This is a genomic window from Acinetobacter sp. RW6, assembly GCF_041956835.1.
GTDB classification, from domain to species: domain Bacteria; phylum Pseudomonadota; class Gammaproteobacteria; order Pseudomonadales; family Moraxellaceae; genus Acinetobacter; species Acinetobacter calcoaceticus.
This window is the reverse complement of record NZ_CP167121.1, coordinates 287,475-307,657: the sequence shown is the minus strand read 5'-3', so window position 1 is coordinate 307,657 and position 20,183 is coordinate 287,475. Positions and strand designations below refer to the sequence as shown.

The following is a 20,183-nucleotide window of genomic DNA, read 5'->3' as shown; positions in this document are numbered from 1 at the left end:
TATTGATTTAAATGATTTTATGTATAATTCTTTTTACTTAATGTTTTCAAGTTTTTGACCTACAACTTAAAAACATTAAGTAATGTGATCATTTTTACATTAAACACTTTAAAATAAAAAAAACAAATACTAAAGTACCTATAGAAAAAATTTTAATTAATACAAATTATATATAAGTCTTCTTTAAGTTTTTCTTGTGTTAATTTAACTAAAAATTGCATTAAACGTTTTATATATAAAACAAATTTAATATTTTATTATTTACCATTTGTTGAAATATCACTTAATTAAAATATTCATATAACAATTATTAATATCTTAATAAAATAAAATATATTATTAATTATATATATAGAAAAAAAAGGCTTTAGGTAATATTTTACTATTACACTAAAACCTAATTTTTAAATATCTTATAAAATTTAAAACTGAAAATATTTAGAAATTATCAGGACTCTCAAATCGTTTTACTTCTTGTAACTTATTTGGGTCGTGCATTGTTGCAATTCCATCTTCAGTTTTTTGGTCCACCAAAATATCCGGATTAAAAACGGTAATCGTTTCTCTACCCAGTGCATCCTCTCCAACAATATATTGAAAGCCTCTCCGATTCATCTTATGACACAATCTTTGATATAGACCTTTTAGTCCTTCGGTTTCTTCATTGGGATTGTAATAGAAAGCATTCATCACAGCTGGTAGGCCTAGACCACATACAATGCCTGACAACAACACACTAATAAAAGTATAGCCAATCAGGATACTGCTATATGGACTTAATGCCGGAATATTGGCAACTGCCAAAATCAATGCAAGTGAAATTCCGCCTCGTACCCCACCCCAAGATAAAATGGTTAAACTACCATTATAACTTTTCATTTTCCGCATGTTCGGGAAAAAGGCAAAAGCCATAAAGTTGGCAGCAAAACGAGAGATATGAAGTATAAAGAATGCAACAATACCACCTAAAATTAGGCTAAAGTTTAAATCAAGAATAAATAACTCTAAGCCAATTAAAGTAAACAGGAATGAGTTGATAATTCCTTCTACGGTATGCCAAAAATGATTAATTTCTTGAATCTCTCGCTCTTCGCGTATTTCTTTCCATTTGTTTCCAACAATTAAACCGCCAATTACACAAGCAATTGGTGCTGATGCATGAGCAAACAAAGCAACCAAATATGCTCCACTCGCGAGCAAAGCTGTTGTGAGAATCAGAGATTCCATTTCGTGTTTACCACGTAATAGACGCAATACCCCTACCCCAAATGCCCAACCAATTCCGACCGCAACAACGATTTCATAGAGTAAAGCTTCTAGTGTCGCTATCAACGAAAAATGTTCACCTTGTAAAACATTGAGCAAAGTCATAAATAATGCAATACACATTGCATCATTAAACAGTGACTCACCTTCTAGTTTAACAATCAAATGATGCGGCGCACGAATCGAACTAAGTACACCTTTAATTCCAATTGGGTCTGTTGCCCCTAAAGCGGCGCCTAAAAGTAAAAGCACCAGAATTGGCACATGATATCCAACCAGTAGTTGGAACCCATAGAGCAATCCACCAAATAAAACAGCGCAAATGACTAATGCAATGGTGGCCAAAATACTGATTTGCTTCCAGTAACTTCTTAAATCAGAAATTTTAAATTTAAGTGCTGAAGAAGTTAGAATAAAACAGATCACACCATTAATTAAAAAATCGTAGAAGTCGATATGACGTACTACTTCCTCAATATGGTGAATATTGATGGTAATAAATTCGTTACCATTTAACAGACTAGCCCCCCATTGCAAAATAAAGACAAAAATTGCCGAAACCAGAGGTACACCAATAGCCTGTGGAAAGCCCAAAATACGCTTATTAAAAATCGTGGTGGCTATTGAGAGCGCAAAAACCACTGTAAGTGCTTGTAGTAGAAAAAAATTACCCATGAATACCCTTCTTCGGGTCAACGACCAAATAAAAGAAACTTTGCTAGATCGACCAAACTGAACAAAAAAGCTGGCATTAACAATGCCATAATTTAAAAAACAAAAACTAAGACACAAGTTTAACGAATTGATTGAACAATCTATCACTCTGTTAAATTTCTTAACATTATTTATAGTTATGATCTAAAAAAATGGATGAGCTTATAAAATACTTTTAACAAGACCCATCCGTTTAGGCCTAGATTGCATTATTAAAGGTATCACACTGGTTGATATCGCCAGTTTTTAAACCGACCTGAAACCAATGCATTCGTTGTTCACTACTCCCATGAGTAAAGCTATCTGGAACAACCTGACCAGTAGAGCGCTTCTGTAAATAATCATCTCCAATTTTTTGAGCAGCATCCATCGCTTCTTCAATATCACCTTGCTCTAAAAATTGTGTACGTTGCTGATTATGACTCGCCCAAATACCAGCCAAACAATCAGCTTGCAACTCTTGGCGAACAGATAATTGATTACCTTCTCTTTGGCTCACTTGTGCACGCGCTTGTTGTACTTGTGAAGAAATACCAAGCAAGGTTTGAACATGATGCCCTACCTCATGTGCAACAACATAAGCTTGAGCAAAATCGCCTGCCTGATCTTGTCTGGAAAGTTCAGATTGGTTTTGCTCACCAGAAATTCCCATTTGCTGACGCATATCTTTAAAGAATTCTGTATCGATATAAACCTTCTGGTCTGCCGGACAATAAAATGGCCCCATTGCAGATTGGGCAGTACCACACCCTGACTGAATCATTCCACTAAACAACACCAATCTTGGCGGCGTATAGGTTTTACCTAACTGTTTAAATATAGGAGTCCACGTATCTTCTATATCAGCCAAAACAGTTCCAACAAAATCAGAGGCTTCTTTTTGCTCGGCTGTTAAACTTTCTGGTGCAGTTGCATTTGACTGTTGTGATGCAGTGACCTGCTGAGTTGCCTGATAAGCCTGTTGGGGATCAACCCCAAAAAACTTCCACGCAACAAATGCAACAACCAAACCAATAATGCTGATACCACCTGCTCTAACACCGCCACCACCTCGACGATCTTCAACATTGGTACTAATTCGACGACCTTTCCAGCGCATAATTTCCCTCTTATTTTAGAATGGCATCATGAACCCGATGCTTTTTTTGGCCACATTTTTTGTATTAAGCTCACAATTAATAAAACAATTGCACCAGCAACCAGTCCTATTACAAAGTTAACCAGTGTCGGTGTTAAAGCACCAATGATATTTCCTACCGCTGGTATAGTCTCAACATGGTCCACTGTATTTTCAGTTAAATGATGTAGGAAAGGAATAGTATGATTAATGATCCCTCCCCCTACCAAAAACATTGCAATAGTGCCGACAATAGAAAGTAACTTCATCAAAATAGGTGCAAATGCGAGCAAGCCACGACCTAAAGTCTGCTTAAAAGATGCCGTTTGATCTGTTAGATATAATCCAAGATCATCAATCTTAACAATCATGGCAACCAAGCCATAAACACCAATTGTCATCACAACTGCAATAATGCTGAGTACACTTACTTTAGTCATTAAGGTAGCAGTAGCAACGGTACCCAGAGAGATCACAACAATTTCTGCAGATAAAATAAAGTCTGTGCGAACAGCACCTTTGATTTTATCTTTTTCAAATGTTGCTAAATCTAATTCTTCGTTTTCAAGCTCTGCTTTGGCCTCCTCAGGAGTAGAGGACTTTTTATGCATAATGGTATGAAGAACTTTTTCCACTCCCTCATAACATAAAAATAAGCCACCTAGCATTAACAAAGGGTTAATGAGCCAAGGTGCAACCACACTAATTAATAATGCTAAAGGAACTAAAATAAGTTTATTAACAAATGAGCCTTTAGCCACTTTCCAAACAATAGGAAGCTCACGATCTGCACGAACTCCTGTGACTTGCTGAGCATTCAAGGCTAAATCGTCACCTAAAACTCCGGCAGTTTTCTTTGCTGCCATTTTGCTCATTAAAGCAACGTCATCTAAAATTGTTGCAATATCATCTAGTAATAAAAGTAAGCCACTTGCCATTTCTTATCCAAGTTTGTATTTATTACGCTATTGTAAGATGATTTTTTTGAATTTCTGTAATTTTACTGAATAAATTCACAATATTATTTTAAGAAAAGTTTACCCAATCGCTGACGAATTTTTTTTATTTCCCGTACAATAATGCCAATCTTTTATATTGCAGGGCTTACTACCCCTGATTAAGCCAATAAGACAGTGGAATAAATAATGAGTAATGTTGATCAGCGTCCAATTATTTTGACAGGCGACCGCCCAACCGGACAACTTCATCTTGGGCATTTTGTCGGTTCTTTGCGTTCTCGTGTAGGTTTACAGGATAGCCATCATCAACATCTCTTATTAGCAGATGCTCAAGCATTAACAGACAATGCAGATAATCCAGATAAAGTCCGTCGCAATATTTTGGAAGTTGCTCTAGATTATTTAGCTGTAGGCATTGATCCAACAAAAACCACGATTTGCGTACAATCATGCTTGCCAGCACTGAATGAGCTCACCATGCTCTATCTTAACTTCGTGACGGTTGCACGCTTAGAACGTAACCCGACCATTAAGTCTGAAATTCAAATGCGCGGTTTCGAGCGTGACATTCCGGCTGGTTTCCTCTGCTACCCTGTTGCACAAGCTGCTGACATTACTGCTTTCAAAGCGACTGTGGTTCCAGTGGGTGAAGATCAGATTCCAATGATTGAACAAACCAATGAAATTGTACGTCGAATAAACCGTCAAATCGGCCAAGACCTTTTGCCTGAATGTAAAGCTTTGCTTTCAAATATGGCACGTTTACCTGGTTTTGATGGCAAGGCAAAAATGTCTAAATCATTAGGCAATACCATTGTTTTAAATGCTTCTGATAAAGACATTAAAAAAGCTGTAAATGCAATGTATACCGATCCAAATCATCTTCGTATTGAAGATCCAGGTCAGGTTGAAGGAAACATTGTATTTACTTACTTAGATGCATTTGATCCAAATAAAGAAGAAGTTGAAGAATTAAAAACGCATTATCGTCGCGGCGGTCTAGGTGATGGAACTGTTAAAAAACGCCTTGAAGGTGTTTTGAAAGAATTGATCACCCCTATCCGTGAACGTCGTGAAGAACTTGCTAAAGATCCAGATTACATTATGGATGTTTTACGTCAAGGTACAGATAAATGTCGTCTTATTACTCAACAAACATTAGATGAAGTTAAAGACGGTTTAGGATTATTTAAATTCTAATTCCTTTAAAAACTAAAAGCCCTTCGGGGCTTTTTTTGGCTCATCAGACTCAATTTTTTAGAATTCCTAATATATTCCTTCTCATTCACATGCTTTTACCCTATTAACGTGAAGTAACACTTATTAACGCTAATAGCGATGAAGAATTTCTTAACTATCTCTATTATTTGTAATGTAGGTTACATCATATGAACCTCACGACATTTCTCCTTAAACCGAAACTGTTTTTACAGATTCGTTGTTCTACGCAATGATCACCCCAATCATTGCGTATTTTTTTGCTTAAACATTTTATTTTGTCTTCTTTAGAAATTTTATTTTTGATTTATAGATAAAAAAACACCGCATCATTTTCAGATGCGGTGTTTTTTAAGATTTAGGGTAAAGCGATTAAGCTAAACCTTTCTCTTTTAAAACTTGCAACATTGTTGAACCAAGCTCAGCTGGGCTACGAGTGTAAGCCATTCCCGCGCGTTCAAATGCAGCGAATTTCTCTTCAGCAGTACCTTGACCACCAGAAATGATCGCACCAGCGTGACCCATACGCTTACCTTTAGGTGCAGTTACACCAGCAATGTAACCTACTACAGGCTTAGTCACGTTAGATTTGATGAATTCAGCAGCTTCTTCTTCCGCTGTACCACCGATCTCACCGATCATGATGATAGCATCAGTATCTGGATCGTCTTGGAACAATTGAAGAGCTTCGATTTGGTTCATACCTGGGATTGGATCACCACCAATACCGATACAAGTAGATTGACCTAAACCAAGCTTAGTTGTTTGAGCAACAGCTTCATAAGTCAATGTACCTGAACGTGAAATGATACCAATACGACCTGGTTGGTGGATGTGACCAGGCATAATACCGATCTTACATTCACCCGGAGTGATCACGCCTGGGCAGTTAGGACCAACTAAACGAGTACCGTTACCGTTAGTTTCTAAGTAGCGTTTTGCTTTAAGCATGTCAATTGTTGGAACACCTTCAGTGATCACAACGATTAGGCCAACACCTGAATCAACCGCTTCAACGATAGAGTCTAAAACGAATGGAGCTGGTACATAGATTACAGATGCATCTGCATTTGTTTCACGTACAGCTTCTTTCATTGTGTTGAATACTGGCAAGTCAAGGTGAGTAGTACCACCTTTACCTGGAGTAACACCACCAACAACTTTTGTACCGTAGTCTAAAGCTTGTGCAGAGTGGAAAGTACCGTTTTTACCAGTAAAACCTTGTACCAATACTTTAGTGTCTTTATTAATTAATACGCTCATGATTGATACTCCCCTTACGCTTTAACTGCAGCTACAACTTTTTCTGCGGCATCAGACAAGCCGTTCGCAGAAATTAATTTCAAACCAGATTCATCAAGTAATTTAGCACCTAATTCAGCGTTGTTACCTTCTAAACGAACAACAACTGGAACAGTTACGTTTACTTCTTGAACCGCTGCAATAATCGCTTCAGCAATCATGTCACAACGTACGATACCACCGAAGATGTTGATTAAAACACCTTGTACAGATGTATCAGCAAGGATGATTTTGAACGCTTCGATTACACGTTCTTTAGTTGCACCGCCACCAACGTCAAGGAAGTTTGCAGGCTGACCACCATAAAGTTTAATGATGTCCATTGTTGCCATTGCAAGACCAGCACCGTTAACCATACAACCAATGTTACCCTCTAAAGCAACATAGTTAAGATCAAATTCAGATGCTTTTAACTCCCGCTCATTCTCTTGAGACTTGTCACGTAAAGCAGCAACTTTAGGTAAACGGTAAAGTGCGTTAGAGTCGATACCAACTTTTGCATCTACACATAAAATATCGCCATTTTCACGAACTGAAAGTGGGTTAATTTCGAATAATGCAAAGTCATTTTCAACAAATGCTTGGTAAGCAGCAGCCATAATTTTAACAAATTGGCTGATTTGCTTGTCTTTCAAACCTAAAGCAAACGCAACTTCACGCGCTTGGAATGGTTGTAAGCCAACTAATGGATCAACTTCAACTTTGATAATTTTTTCTGGAGTTTCTTCTGCAACTTTCTCGATTTCTACACCACCTTCTGTAGAAGCCATGAAAGTAATACGACGGCTAGAACGGTCTACAACCGCGCCCAAGTAAAGCTCACGCTCAACTGGGTATACGTCTTCAGCAACAATAATGCTGTTTACTGGTTGACCATTTGCATCAGTTTGATACGTTACAAGACGAGTACCAATAATGTTATTTGCAAATTCGATAACATCTTCTTTAGATTTTGCAACTTTAACGCCACCAGCCTTACCGCGACCACCAGCATGAACTTGCGCTTTCATTACCGCGAATTTACCACCAAGCTGTTCGAATGCAGCAACTGCTTCGTCTGCATTGGTTGCCAAGATACCTTCTTGTACCGGCATACCATATTCTTTCAATAACGCTTTAGCTTGATACTCATGTAAGTTCATTTAGTTACCTACTTAACTTTGTTTGTTGTCTTCAATTTGCGCAACATTCTCATGTTGTATATGCAAATTGCTGTCTACTCTATCACCTTGATGTTTTTTTAATCACACCATCAAATGTGAAAAAGAGCGGAGAACCGCTCTTTATTTTATTTACGCTTACGTTGAATCGCGTGAATTGCACGACCATCTACAGCAAGTGCAGCTTCATGAACAACTTCAGAGAATGTTGGATGACCAAATGTCATTAACTGAAGATCTTCAACAGAAGATACAAATTCAAGTGCGATCATACCTTGGTGTACGATATCAGATGCAGCAGGTCCAATGACATGCATACCTAATAAACGGTCAGTTTTTGCATCAGCAACGAACTTAACAAAACCAGCACCTTCACCCGCAGCTAAAGCACGACCATTTACAGCAAAACCGAATTGACCAGTTTTAACTTCATGACCTTTTTCTTTAGCTTGTTCTTCAGTTAAACCAACCCATGCCGCTTCCGGATGTGTATAGATAACAGAAATGATTGTGTCATAGTTCACTTGAGCTGCATGACCGTGAATACGCTCAACAGCCATTACACCTTCTTCCATTGCTTTATGAGCAAGCATTGGACCACGAACCAAGTCACCAATTGCATATACACCTTCTACAGAAGTTGCACAGTAATCGTTTACTTCAACTAAACCACGTTCAGTCAATTTAATGCCTGAATCATCTGCCAATAAACCTTCTGCATAAGCTTTACGGCCTACACAAACGATTAATTTGTCAAAAGTTTGAGTTTTTTCTTCGCCACCTTGGGTGTATTTAACAGTCACTTCGCGACCATTGATTTCAGTACCAGCAACTTTAGCGCCAATACGAATATCAAGACCTTGCTTAGTTAAAAGTTTTTGGTAGTCTTTTGCCAAAGCTTTATCAGCCATTGGTAAAAATGCATCCATTGCTTCAAATACAACAACTTCAGCACCAAGACGACGCCAAACAGAACCAAGCTCTAAACCGATTACACCAGCACCAATAACACCTAAACGTTTAGGTACTTCTTGGAAGTTTAATGCGCCAGTTGAATCAACAATAATATCTTGATCTACAGGAGCTACTGGAATATTTACAGGTACAGAACCAGACGCAAGAATCACGTATTTAGGTTCTAAAACTTGAGTTTCACCTTCGTGCGAAACAAACTCAACTTTTTTACCAGCAAGTAATTTACCAGTACCTTTTAACCACTCAATACCATTGCCTTTAAGCAATTGATCGACACCGCCAGTTAATTGGTCAACAACTTTATCTTTACGAGCAAGAAGCTTAGCAAGATCAAAATTCACTTCACCTGTAGTAATACCGTGATCAGCTAAATGATGCACTGTATCTTCATAACGATGAGAAGAATCAAGTAATGCTTTAGAAGGAATACAACCTACGTTTAAGCATGTACCACCTAAAGATGGCTTACCGTTGTGAATACGTTTTTCGATACAAGCGACTTTAAAGCCTAGTTGAGCAGCACGAATTGCAGCTTCATAACCACCAGGACCACCGCCAATAACAACAAGATCAAATTGTTGAGACATTGTTTATCTCCATGGTCCGAGATAGAGGATCACTCTATCTCGGTAATATTATTCGAAGAAATTAAAGATCAAGGATGAGTTTAGCTGGTTCTTCTAACAATTCTTTGATTGCTACCAAGAAACCTACTGCTTCTTTACCATCGATCATACGGTGGTCATAAGAAAGCGCTAAATACATCATTGGCAAGATTTCAACTTGACCATTTACAGCCATAGGACGCTCTTGGATTTTGTGCATACCCAAGATACCAGTTTGCGGCTGATTCAAAATTGGAGTTGAAAGTAATGAACCGAAAGTACCACCGTTAGTGATAGTGAAAGTACCACCAGTCATTTCTTCGATAGATAATTTACCATCGCGCGCTTTAGCAGCATAAGCACCAATACCTGCTTCAACTTCTGCATAGCTCATACGATCAGTATCACGTAATACTGGAACAACAAGACCACGATCAGAAGATACTGCAACACCGATGTCATAGTAACCGTGATAAACAATATCATCGCCATCAATTGAAGCATTTACCGCAGGATAGCGCTTAAGTGCTTCAGTTACAGCTTTAACAAAGAATGACATGAAGCCTAAACGAGCACCATGGCGTTTTTCAAACGCATCTTTATATTGCTTACGCAATTCCATGATTGGCTTCATGTTAACTTCGTTAAATGTAGTTAACATTGCAGTTTCTTGAGTTGCAGAAAGAAGACGCTCAGCTACACGCTTACGTAAACGAGTCATTGGAACACGTTTTTCGATACGCTCACCAACAGCTACGCTTAACGGAGTAACGTTAGCAGCTGGTTTAGTTTGATGGTTTGCCACATCTTCTTTAGTAATACGACCACCGCGACCAGTACCTTGTACGTCAGCAGCAGCAATACCAGTTTCAGACAAAGCTTTACGAACTGCAGGAGCTTGACCAGATACAGCTTCAGTGCGCTCAACAACAGGAGCCGCACCAGCTTGAGTTTGAGCAACTGCTTGCTCTACTGCAGGAGCAGCCGCTGCACCAGCACCAGCTTCAAACTGAGCAATCACTTCGTCAGAAAGAACTGTATCGCCTTCACCTTTAATGATTGCAACTAAGCTACCATCTGCAGGAGCAACCACTTCTAAAACAACTTTGTCGGTTTCAATATCACAGATTACTTCATCACGTGATACAGGTTCACCCACCTTTTTGTGCCAAGTTGCGATGGTTCCATCTGCAACAGACTCTGGGAATACCGGTGCTTTAATTTCGGTTGCCATTATTGAGAATCTCCTGATTGTTCAGCTTCGATTGCCAATGCATCATTAATTAGCTGAGCTTGTTGTTTTGCATGCAAGTACGGTGAGCCACAAGCTGGTGCAGCAGAAGCTTCACGACCTGCAAAACTGATACGGATTTGTTTGCCAGATTTTAAGATATCGTCGTATAAACGCGGTGCGATAAATAACCAAGCGCCTTGGTTTTTCGGCTCTTCTTGTGTCCAAACAAGTTCTTTCACGTTTGGATATGCAGCCAAGATTTCCGCAAGACGTTGTTCTGGGTATGGATATAACTGTTCAATACGTACAATTGCGACGTTTGTTAAGTTTTGTTCACGACGTTTTTCAAGTAAGTCGTAATAAACTTTACCACCACAAAGTACAAGACGAGTTACATCTGACTTGTTAATTTGATCGATTTCGTCAATTACAGTCTGGAATGAACCATTTGCAAGCTCTTCTAAAGTAGAAGTAGCAAGTTTATGACGAAGTAAAGATTTCGGTGACATTACGATCAATGGCTTACGAATTGGGCGTACAGCTTGACGACGTAATGCATGGAAAATCTGTGCAGGTGTCGTTGGAGTGATCACTTGCATGTTGTCTTCAGCACATAACTGTAAGAAACGTTCTAAACGAGCTGATGAATGCTCTGGACCTTGACCTTCGAAACCGTGTGGTAACAACATTGTTAAACCACAAACTCGCTCCCATTTAGTCTCGCCAGAAGCAATAAACTGGTCAATTACAACTTGAGCACAGTTTACGAAGTCACCAAATTGCGCTTCCCAAATGATTAAGCTCTTAGGAATTGTAGTTGCATAACCATATTCAAATGCAAGAACAGCTTCTTCAGACAATAAAGAATCGTAAATTGCAAAACGAGGTTGGTTCTCTTTGACATTGCAAAGTGGAATATATGTTGAACCATCAACTTGGTTATGCAATTTTGCATGACGGTGTGAGAATGTACCACGCCCAACGTCTTCACCAGTAATACGAACAAGGTAATCTTCATCGATCAAGGTTGCGTACGCTAAAGTTTCAGCAGCGCCCCAGTTCAATGCAATTTCACCAGTTTGCATTTTCACACGATCTTCAATTACTTTTTGCACTTGACGCTGCATAACAAATCCTTCCGGAAGTTTGCTCATGCCTTCGCCTAATTCTTTTAAGCGATTTAAGTCAAATGAAGTATCCCAATCGTCTGTGTAGTCATGGCCCAAATAAGGCGTCCAATCAACGAACATTTTCGTATTTGGTTCAAGTACCAAAGCGTTTGCCACATGGTTTCCGGCTTCTAAATCTGCACGGTAATCTTCAACCATTTGGTCTGCTTCAGCACGATCAATTACTTTTTGTTGAACAAGCTGATCTGAATAGAGTGTACGAGTTGTTGCTTTTTTAGCAATCACTTGATACATCAATGGTTGTGTACCAGATGGCTCATCTGCTTCGTTATGACCACGACGACGGTAACAGAACAAGTCAAGCACAACATCTTTACGGAATTCGTGACGGAAATCATGTGCTAATTGAGTAGCAAAGATTACTGCTTCAGGATCATCGCCATTCACATGGAAGATTGGCGTCTGAATCATTTTTGCAACGTCAGTACAATATTCAGTAGAACGCGCATCACGTGGATCAGAAGTTGTAAAACCAACTTGGTTGTTCACGATAATGTGTACAGTACCACCAACCGTATAGCCACGAGTTTGTGACATCTGGAAGGTTTCCATGTTCACACCTTGACCTGCAAATGCAGCATCACCATGAACAATTACTGGCAATACATCATCACCGCCGATGTCTCTACGACGCACTTGACGTGCGCGCACAGAACCTTCAACTACAGGACCAACGATTTCCAAGTGAGATGGGTTAAATGCTAATGCCAAGTGAACTTCGCCACCTGGAGTCATTACATTACTTGAGAAACCTTGATGGTATTTAACGTCGCCAGAACCTTTCTTATGAATAGCCTTACCTTCAAACTCGCCAAACAAGTCTGCAGGGTTTTTACCCATAATATTAACAAGAAGATTTAAACGGCCACGGTGTGGCATACCAATAACAACTTCTTTACAACCAACAGCACCAGCACGTTGAATGATTTCATTCACCATAGGAATAAAAGATTCACCACCTTCTACACCAAAGCGTTTAGCACCAACGTATTTATTACCTAGGAATTTTTCAAGCCCTTCTGCAGCGGTTAAACGCTCCAAGAACCCTTTCTTTTGATCATTTGTAAAATTAAGCTGACCACGAACACTTTCAAGACGTTGTTGAATCCAACGCTTTTCTTTTGTGTCCACGATATGCATATATTCAACACCGATTGAACCACAATAGATTGCTTCCATTGCTTCAATCATTTCAGCAAGCGTTGCTTCGCTTTTGCCAATCTCAAGATTGCCTGTGTTGAATACTGTGTCTAAATCTGATTTGGTTAAACCATGTGCTGAAAGATCTAAATCAGGAATATCTTCACGCTTAGCAAGACCTAATGGATCTAATTTAGCTTTTTGATGTCCACGATTACGATAAGCAGCAATAAGTTGTAAAACGCCAATTTGACGACGTTCATGCTCAGTACTTACCGTACTTTGTACAACAGGTTGAACACGATTAGCATTACGTCCTAGTAATAGGAATTGCTCACGCACAGCGCCGTGTGGTTGGTCACCCTTTGGATATTTATCGAAATATTGGCGCCAGTCCTCAGCTACAGAGGTTGGGGAAGACAGGTACTGCTCGTAAAGTTCTTCAATATACGCTGCACTATCAGCGGAAAGTTCAGTGTCAAGACGCAATGCGTCAGCAACTTCTTGCATTTGTGGACCCATTTCCTATTGCAAAAAATATTACAGGCTGCCTTTTAAGCACACCCATGATGCATAATGCCAAATTGGTAAAAAAGGCATTACTTACCCAACAGGTCTTTAAGACCATGGGGCGTCATACTACCTAGAGAGGAAACTCCATAGGTAATTAATGAATCACAACACCCTCAATGGCATCATCACTCACCTTATACTCGATTAAAACCGAGCAATTTTTTGCAAATCTTTTTAGAAAAATTAACTTTAAAATTAACTTTTCTAAAATGACTTTAACCATAAAAATTAAGCACAGATCTAAGATCGTGCTACTTAAATTAATTTCACTAGTATACGCTTTTTTCACCTATAACTTTGTGGCAAATCGTATCATGTTCTTAACGAACGATTGATTTTTTTGACACATACCACCTATAAACTGGCGAAATACATATGCGATTTTATCTTTTAATATATGGTGCAATATATAAAAACCTCATCTTTTTCGACCAAAGTCTAAAGTTTACATTATAAAGTTAAAAAAAAACGCACATCAAGGATGTGCGCTTTCTATTTGTGCAGAATTAACCCGCTTGATCTAATAGCATATTACGGATATGACCGATTGCTTTTGTAGGATTTAGACCTTTAGGACATACTGACACACAGTTCATAATACCTTTACAACGGAACAAACTGAATGGATCGTCAAGACGAGACAAACGGTCTGCAGTAGCAGTATCACGAGAATCAATAATAAAACGGTATGCATTCAACAATGCTGAAGGACCCAAGAACTTGTCAGGGTTCCACCAGAATGATGGGCATGAAGTTGAACAACATGCACAAAGAATACATTCATACAAACCATTTAAATGTTCACGCTCTTCTGGAGATTGTAAACGCTCTTTAGGTGGAGCTGGCTGGTTATTGATCAAGAATGGCTGAATCTTGTCATATTGATCATAGAATTGGTTCATATCAACAACCAAATCTTTAACTACCGGCAAACCTGGTAATGGACGAATTACGATTTTCTCTGGTAAATCATTCAGGTTTTCTAAACAAGCCAAACCATTTTTACCATTGATATTCACACCATCTGAACCACAAATACCTTCACGGCAAGAGCGACGGAATGTTAACGTTTCGTCTTGAACTTTCAATGCAAGTAATGCATCAAGCAACATACGGTGCTTATCAGTCAATTCAAGCTTGAAAGTTTGCATGTACGGCGCTTTATCCTTATCAGGATCATAGCGGTAGATTTCGAATGTACGAGTACCTCTACTCATCTTTATACTCCCGATTAGAATGTACGTGGTGCTGGCGGAATTGCATCAACAGTCAACGGTTTGAAGCGCACTGGCTTATATTCCAAACGGTTATCTGATGAATACCACAACGTATGTTTCATCCACTCATCATCACGGCGACCGTATGAATAAGTTGGGTGATCAGCGGGTAATTCATAATCAACTACAGTATGCGCACCACGACACTCTTTACGCGCAGCAGCTGAAATCAGAGTTGCTTTTGCAACTTCATACAAGTTTTCAACTTCAAGTGCTTCAACACGCGCAGTGTTAAATACTCTAGATTTATCTTTCAAGTGGATATTACGCACACGTGGCTCAAGAGCAAGAATCTCTTTTACACCCTTATCAAGCAATGCTTGAGTACGGAATACACCAGCGTGATCTTGAACGATATCACGAATTGCATCAGCAACTTCTTGAGCATTTTCACCGGCAGTTGAGTCATCCAACTTACGTACACGAGCTAATGTTTGCCCCAATACATCTGTTGGAAGTGGTGCGTATTCATCACCATGATGCTTAGTTACGTAATCGATAATGTGCTCACCAGCAGCTTTACCAAATACAACCAAGTCAAGAAGTGAGTTCGTACCTAAACGGTTTGCACCATGTACTGATACACAAGAACATTCGCCAATTGCATAGAAACCTTTTACAGGTTTAGTGTAGTTGTCTGTACCCACTTCAGGTAAACACACCTGACCATGCATATTCGTAGGAATACCACCCATTTGATAATGGATTGTTGGTACTACAGGAATCGCTTCTTTTGTGATATCAACGTTCGCGAATTTTTTACCAATCTCAAATACAGATGGTAAACGCTTCATGATTGTTTCAGCACCCAAGTGAGTCATATCAAGTAAGATATAATCACCTTTTGGACCACAACCACGACCTTCTTTAATTTCTTGGTCCATAGAACGTGAAACGAAGTCACGTGGAGCCAAGTCTTTTAAAGTCGGTGCATAACGTTCCATGAACGGTTCGCCGTCTTTATTACGAAGGATTGCACCTTCACCACGACAACCTTCGGTCAACAATACACCAGCGCCCGCAACACCCGTTGGGTGGAATTGCCAGAACTCCATATCTTGCAATGGAATACCAGCACGAGCAGCCATACCAAGACCGTCACCAGTGTTGATATAAGCATTTGTTGATGCACGGTAAACACGACCAGCACCACCTGTAGCAAATAATGTCGCTTTTGCTTGGAATACTGAAATGTTACCAGTTTCTTGATCAATCGCTGTTACACCAAGAACATCACCAGCTTCGTTACGGATCAAATCAAGAGCGATCCACTCAACGAAGAATTGAGTGCCCATTTTCACGTTGCTTTGATAAAGCGTGTGCAATAATGCATGACCTGTACGGTCGGCAGCTGCACAAGCACGTGGAACTGGTTTATCACCATAGTTAGCAGAGTGACCACCGAACGGACGTTGGTAAATTGTACCATCAGCGTTACGGTCAAACGGCATACCCATGTGTTCAAGTTCATACACAACTTTTGGTGCTTCACGACACATAAATTCAATTGCGTCTTGGTCACCTAACCAGTCAGAACCTTTTACTGTATCGTAAAAATGGAAATGCCAGTTATCTTCTTGCATATTACCTAGCGACGCACCGATACCACCTTGAGCAGCTACAGTGTGCGAACGTGTCGGGAAAACTTTAGTCAGTACTGCAACTTTCAAACCCGCTTGAGCGAGTTGGTAAGATGCACGCATACCAGAACCACCACCACCAACGATAACTGCATCGAAAGTGAGGTTTTGAATATTTGAATAATCTTCTTTAGGGGTTATCGCGCCCATGATGTCTTCCTATCAATTCGCCCAGAAAATCTGGATACCCCAGATTGCGTACACAAACACTGCAATAATGACAGCCGTCGTCAGTACAAGGCGTAAACCTTTCGCTGAAGGACCCATTTGACGAGTAGTGACATAGTCAGTAAAAACTTGCCACATACCAATCCATGCGTGTGCGATAAGCGATAAAATTGCCAATAAAGAAAAAATCTTCATTGGTAATGTCATCATGAAACCAGCCCATTGTTGATAGTCAAATCCGCCTTTGCAGAGAATCCAACCCAAAAGAACAACAGTATAGGCAGCTAGTACAACCGCACTTACACGCTGGATAAACCAATCACGAGAACCTGAACCAGTTAAACCTGTAGCACTTTTCATTAGAACATAATCCATACAAAGGCTGCGATAATGGCTACCACAGATAAGATCAATGAAATTGTCGCTGCAATACGACCACTTTGCAGTTCTTCAGCAAAACCTAAATCTGCAAGTAAGTGCTTCACTCCAGCAATAAAGTGGAATAATAAGCCGGCTACAAATACCCAAACGATAAAACGTACAAGGATATTTCCAAACACGACATTTTTAACGTAGTCAAATCCTTCTGGTGAAGATAATGATTTATCTAAAATCCATAATAGAACTGGTACTAATAAGAAAACGATGACACCTGATAAACGGTGTAAAATTGATGCAATAGCCACGGGTGAGCGTAAATTTACCGCTAACACCTGACCCATGGACAAATTGACAGGTCTGTTGCTTTTCACAGCGGGCATCCTGTAGGTAGAAACTCCGACCGGAGTTTGTTGAATTAATTCCAAGGAAAGCTGGCATTGTTAGGCAAGCACAGCTCATGCCTAACCTATAAACGACACTGAATTATAAAACGCGAAGTATCAAAATACAAACAATCAACTTTCCCATTTAAGCAAAAAACAATTAAATAAGAATCATTCACAATGATATCACCCTATTCACCCTATTAAAAAGGTATACATAGTTCCATCATGTTATTGTTTAAAATAACTTTTTATTTAATTTCATTTTTTCTGAAATTTCTTTTAAATAAGTAAGTTTTAGACTAAAGATAAAGTTATAAATTCATCATATAAATAGAAAAATGTTAGTAACTCCTCATATTTTCAATAAAAGCTACAATTCAAATAAGTAAACGTACTTATATTCAACCCAAATCAGTCAACCTAAAATACATTTGAAAAAGCAATTTTTACTAGAAATAAGAGTTTTTATTATTTTAATGCAGTTCAATTAGCTATTTTTTATACAATTAAACTTAAAAAAACACCAATATTCTTTGTTACAACTCAATAAAAATAGAGTTTTTTTTGATTAGCAATTTGAAATTACACCATGAGTTTTATGATTTTTTTAATTGGATTGGCATTTTCTACCGACTTGTCATTTTTAATCTTAATTTAAAAATTTGCTTACAATTGTACTCATCCTTCATTTTTTTTCTGCACGTTCTTGTTGAATTGACTTATTATACGATCCCGATGCAGTGATTTTACTGACTTTTTTTGCTCGGGTCTTGATGACTAACCCTCTGTGGGATCGTCATTTTTTATCCATAAGTATAATTGACAAAATTTCAGTACTCACTAATCTTATAGCAAATTTTGACAGCGTCTGATTCGCACATGAGAACATTAGGATTTCGGGTCAGATCAACATTCACCAGGACAGGAGATCTATTGAATGTCTGAAGCAAATGGCAAAAAAGCCGTATTACATCTTGATGGCAAAGAAATTGGATTACCAATCTACAGTGGCACTTTAGGTCCAGATGTAATTGATGTCAGCAGCATATTGAAAGAAGGTCATTTTACTTTCGATCCTGGTTTTATGGCGACAGCTGCATGCGAGTCTAAAATTACGTTCATTGATGGTGACAAAGGTATTTTATTACACCGCGGTTACCCAATTGATCAGTTAGCAACTCAAGCAGACTACCTTGAAACTTGCTACTTGCTATTAAATGGCGAGCTTCCAACTGCTGAACAAAAAACAGAATTTGATGCCAAAGTTCGTGCTCACACTATGGTTCACGATCAAGTTAGCCGTTTCTTCAATGGTTTCCGTCGTGATGCTCACCCAATGGCAATCATGGTTGGTGTTGTTGGTGCATTATCTGCGTTCTATCACAACAACCTTGACATTGAAGACATCAATCACCGTGAAATCACTGCGATTCGTCTCATTGCAAAAATTCCAACACTTGCTGCTTGGAGTTACAAATACACAGTAGGTCAACCATTCATCTATCCACGTAATGACTTAAATTACGCGGAAAACTTCTTACACATGATGTTTGCTACCCCTGCTGACCGTGATTACAAAGTAAATCCAGTTCTTGCTCGCGCAATGGATCGTATCTTCACGCTTCATGCTGATCACGAACAAAATGCTTCAACATCTACAGTACGTCTTGCTGGCTCTACTGGTGCAAACCCTTATGCATGTATCTCTTCAGGTATTTCTGCGCTTTGGGGACCTGCTCACGGTGGTGCAAACGAAGCTGTACTTAAAATGCTTGATGAAATCGGTAGTGTAGAAAACGTTGCCGAGTTCATGGAAAAAGTAAAACGTAAAGAAGTTAAACTCATGGGCTTCGGTCATCGTGTGTACAAAAACTTCGACCCACGTGCAAAAGTCATGAAACAAACTTGTGACGAAGTTCTTGAAGCATTAAATATCAATGATCCTCAATTAGCGCTTGCTATGGAACTTGAGCGTATTGCATTGAACGACCCGTACTTCGTTGAACGTAAACTTTACCCTAACGTAGATTTCTACTCAGGTATCATCCTTAAAGCGATTGGTATCCCTACAGAAATGTTTACGGTAATCTTTGCACTTGCACGTACAGTAGGTTGGATCAGCCACTGGTTAGAAATGCACAGCGCACCTTACAAAATTGGTCGTCCTCGTCAGCTTTATACTGGCCCGACTCAGCGCGATATCAAACGTTAATATTCGAAAGAAAATTAATGATAAAAAAAGCTGCCTTCTGGCAGCTTTTTTTTATTGAGATATCTTCAATTCAATCTACAAACTTATTCTTCATCAAACACACTTAATAAGTGATGACTAATTCCATCAGCTCTCAACCAAGCCAACTCATAACTCGCTTTAGCTAAAGCTAAAACGCGCCTTTCGAATTCAACCCATATTGTTTTGACTTGAGCATCTGAAATACCTAAACCACTTTCTGTTGCCAGATGCTTATTTTTCTCACATATTTTTAAAGCGTGATAGAGCTTACGACCTTTGCTCGCCCCTTCCATTAACCGAACACGTTTACTTAAAATAAATCCTTCTACATGCTGCAAGTTCGCATGAGGTAACATGGGCACTAGGATTTGGTTCAACTGATCATCTAAACGCCTCCATACAGCCAAACGTTGCTCTGCTGTATAAGTATTCCATTGAATCACTTCATGGTTAAAACGACGACAACCACGGCAAACCTGATCACCAAAAACTGTTGAACAACGCCCTGCACATGGGGTGAGAGAGAGCGTCCGATGATCACTACTCAAAACAAACTCCTTAAATAAACCATATACTTTTTATGGTTTTCTCGCTTATTACAACTTTTCGCGCTAAAATATGCGCCTTAAATTTATATCTTAATAC

16 protein-coding genes and 1 pseudogene are annotated in these 20,183 nt (G+C 39.0%); 3 read left to right on the top strand and 14 right to left on the bottom strand.

Features of this window, described 5'->3' with window-relative positions:
* Positions 1-438: 438 nt before the first annotated feature.
* The 3 genes from ACB088_RS01520 to ACB088_RS01510 all read right to left on the bottom strand — a co-directional run bounded on the left by ACB088_RS01520 (position 439) and on the right by ACB088_RS01510 (position 4,035).
* The gene (locus ACB088_RS01520) at positions 439-1,941 is read right to left on the bottom strand and encodes a sodium:proton antiporter (RefSeq protein ID WP_092708989.1); all 1,503 of its coding nucleotides are present in this window, start codon (positions 1,939-1,941) and stop codon (positions 439-441) included.
* Between the two features lie 238 nt (positions 1,942-2,179).
* The gene (locus tag ACB088_RS01515) at positions 2,180-3,079 is read right to left on the bottom strand and encodes a neutral zinc metallopeptidase (RefSeq protein ID WP_375037809.1); all 900 of its coding nucleotides are present in this window, start codon (positions 3,077-3,079) and stop codon (positions 2,180-2,182) included.
* Between the two features lie 26 nt (positions 3,080-3,105).
* Complete coding sequence (locus ACB088_RS01510; RefSeq protein ID WP_375037808.1) at positions 3,106-4,035, bottom strand: DUF808 domain-containing protein; 930 nt, start codon at positions 4,033-4,035, stop codon at positions 3,106-3,108.
* Positions 4,036-4,242: 207 nt separating this feature from the next.
* On the opposite strand from ACB088_RS01510, the gene trpS reads away from it, so the two are divergent.
* On the top strand, positions 4,243-5,256 hold the full coding sequence (trpS, locus tag ACB088_RS01505; protein WP_375037807.1) for a tryptophan--tRNA ligase: 1,014 nt from the start codon (positions 4,243-4,245) through the stop codon (positions 5,254-5,256).
* 390 nt (positions 5,257-5,646) lie between these two features.
* Here the strand turns inward: trpS and sucD are convergent, their stop codons facing one another.
* From sucD to sdhC, 10 genes are all read right to left on the bottom strand, one after another.
* Positions 5,647-6,537, bottom strand: coding sequence for a succinate--CoA ligase subunit alpha (gene sucD / locus ACB088_RS01500; protein ID WP_003655479.1), 891 nt, complete (start codon positions 6,535-6,537; stop codon positions 5,647-5,649).
* A gap of 14 nt (positions 6,538-6,551) precedes the next feature.
* Positions 6,552-7,718: an ADP-forming succinate--CoA ligase subunit beta gene (gene sucC, locus ACB088_RS01495; protein WP_003655470.1), complete on the bottom strand. Its 1,167-nt coding sequence runs from the start codon at positions 7,716-7,718 to the stop codon at positions 6,552-6,554.
* Positions 7,719-7,864: 146 nt separating this feature from the next.
* Entirely contained in the window at positions 7,865-9,298 is a 1,434-nt protein-coding gene (lpdA, locus tag ACB088_RS01490) for a dihydrolipoyl dehydrogenase (protein WP_005036509.1), read from the bottom strand.
* Between the two features lie 61 nt (positions 9,299-9,359).
* A complete protein-coding gene (odhB, locus tag ACB088_RS01485; RefSeq protein ID WP_003655463.1) occupies positions 9,360-10,550 on the bottom strand; it encodes a 2-oxoglutarate dehydrogenase complex dihydrolipoyllysine-residue succinyltransferase in 1,191 nt (396 codons plus the stop codon).
* Positions 10,550-13,390 (bottom strand): 2-oxoglutarate dehydrogenase E1 component, encoded by a 2,841-nt coding sequence (locus tag ACB088_RS01480; RefSeq protein ID WP_004639167.1) that lies wholly within the window; start codon positions 13,388-13,390, stop codon positions 10,550-10,552. Before ACB088_RS01480 ends, odhB begins: the two co-directional genes overlap by 1 nt.
* Positions 13,391-13,547: 157 nt before the next feature.
* Positions 13,548-13,676: a hypothetical protein gene (locus ACB088_RS01475; RefSeq protein ID WP_002116082.1), complete on the bottom strand. Its 129-nt coding sequence runs from the start codon at positions 13,674-13,676 to the stop codon at positions 13,548-13,550.
* A 283-nt stretch (positions 13,677-13,959) separates the two neighbouring features.
* Positions 13,960-14,670, bottom strand: coding sequence for a succinate dehydrogenase iron-sulfur subunit (locus tag ACB088_RS01470; protein ID WP_003655458.1), 711 nt, complete (start codon positions 14,668-14,670; stop codon positions 13,960-13,962).
* 14 nt (positions 14,671-14,684) lie between these two features.
* Positions 14,685-16,520 (bottom strand): succinate dehydrogenase flavoprotein subunit, encoded by a 1,836-nt coding sequence (gene sdhA / locus ACB088_RS01465; RefSeq protein WP_042897590.1) that lies wholly within the window; start codon positions 16,518-16,520, stop codon positions 14,685-14,687.
* A gap of 12 nt (positions 16,521-16,532) precedes the next feature.
* On the bottom strand, positions 16,533-16,898 hold the full coding sequence (gene sdhD / locus ACB088_RS01460; RefSeq protein ID WP_003655454.1) for a succinate dehydrogenase, hydrophobic membrane anchor protein: 366 nt from the start codon (positions 16,896-16,898) through the stop codon (positions 16,533-16,535).
* A complete protein-coding gene (gene sdhC / locus ACB088_RS01455) occupies positions 16,898-17,299 on the bottom strand; it encodes a succinate dehydrogenase, cytochrome b556 subunit (RefSeq protein ID WP_003655453.1) in 402 nt (133 codons plus the stop codon). The genes sdhD and sdhC overlap by 1 nt, the downstream gene beginning before the upstream one ends.
* Positions 17,300-17,796: 497 nt before the next feature.
* On the opposite strand from sdhC, the pseudogene ACB088_RS01450 reads away from it, so the two are divergent.
* Positions 17,797-17,877 (top strand): annotated as a pseudogene (locus ACB088_RS01450) (hypothetical protein); the annotation flags it as partial.
* Positions 17,878-18,242: 365 nt separating this feature from the next.
* On the top strand, positions 18,243-19,517 hold the full coding sequence (gene gltA / locus ACB088_RS01445) for a citrate synthase (RefSeq protein ID WP_004789414.1): 1,275 nt from the start codon (positions 18,243-18,245) through the stop codon (positions 19,515-19,517).
* 83 nt (positions 19,518-19,600) lie between these two features.
* On the opposite strand, the gene ACB088_RS01440 is transcribed toward gltA, so the two are convergent.
* Complete coding sequence (locus ACB088_RS01440) at positions 19,601-20,086, bottom strand: DUF1289 domain-containing protein (protein WP_309953342.1); 486 nt, start codon at positions 20,084-20,086, stop codon at positions 19,601-19,603.
* Positions 20,087-20,183: the final 97 nt, after the last annotated feature.

Coding starts and splice junctions, on each gene's coding strand:
- ACB088_RS01520 (WP_092708989.1), bottom strand. CDS start 1,941: ATGGGTAATTTTTTTCTACTACAAGCACTTACAGTGGTTTTTGCGCTC.
- trpS (WP_375037807.1), top strand. CDS start 4,243: ATGAGTAATGTTGATCAGCGTCCAATTATTTTGACAGGCGACCGCCCA.
- ACB088_RS01480 (WP_004639167.1), bottom strand. CDS start 13,390: ATGCAAGAAGTTGCTGACGCATTGCGTCTTGACACTGAACTTTCCGCT.
- odhB (WP_003655463.1), bottom strand. CDS start 10,550: ATGGCAACCGAAATTAAAGCACCGGTATTCCCAGAGTCTGTTGCAGAT.
- sdhA (WP_042897590.1), bottom strand. CDS start 16,520: ATGGGCGCGATAACCCCTAAAGAAGATTATTCAAATATTCAAAACCTC.
- gltA (WP_004789414.1), top strand. CDS start 18,243: ATGTCTGAAGCAAATGGCAAAAAAGCCGTATTACATCTTGATGGCAAA.
- ACB088_RS01510 (WP_375037808.1), bottom strand. CDS start 4,035: ATGGCAAGTGGCTTACTTTTATTACTAGATGATATTGCAACAATTTTA.
- ACB088_RS01470 (WP_003655458.1), bottom strand. CDS start 14,670: ATGAGTAGAGGTACTCGTACATTCGAAATCTACCGCTATGATCCTGAT.
- ACB088_RS01515 (WP_375037809.1), bottom strand. CDS start 3,079: ATGCGCTGGAAAGGTCGTCGAATTAGTACCAATGTTGAAGATCGTCGA.
- ACB088_RS01475 (WP_002116082.1), bottom strand. CDS start 13,676: ATGGTTAAAGTCATTTTAGAAAAGTTAATTTTAAAGTTAATTTTTCTA.
- sucD (WP_003655479.1), bottom strand. CDS start 6,537: ATGAGCGTATTAATTAATAAAGACACTAAAGTATTGGTACAAGGTTTT.
- lpdA (WP_005036509.1), bottom strand. CDS start 9,298: ATGTCTCAACAATTTGATCTTGTTGTTATTGGCGGTGGTCCTGGTGGT.
- sdhC (WP_003655453.1), bottom strand. CDS start 17,299: ATGCCCGCTGTGAAAAGCAACAGACCTGTCAATTTGTCCATGGGTCAG.
- sucC (WP_003655470.1), bottom strand. CDS start 7,718: ATGAACTTACATGAGTATCAAGCTAAAGCGTTATTGAAAGAATATGGT.
- sdhD (WP_003655454.1), bottom strand. CDS start 16,898: ATGAAAAGTGCTACAGGTTTAACTGGTTCAGGTTCTCGTGATTGGTTT.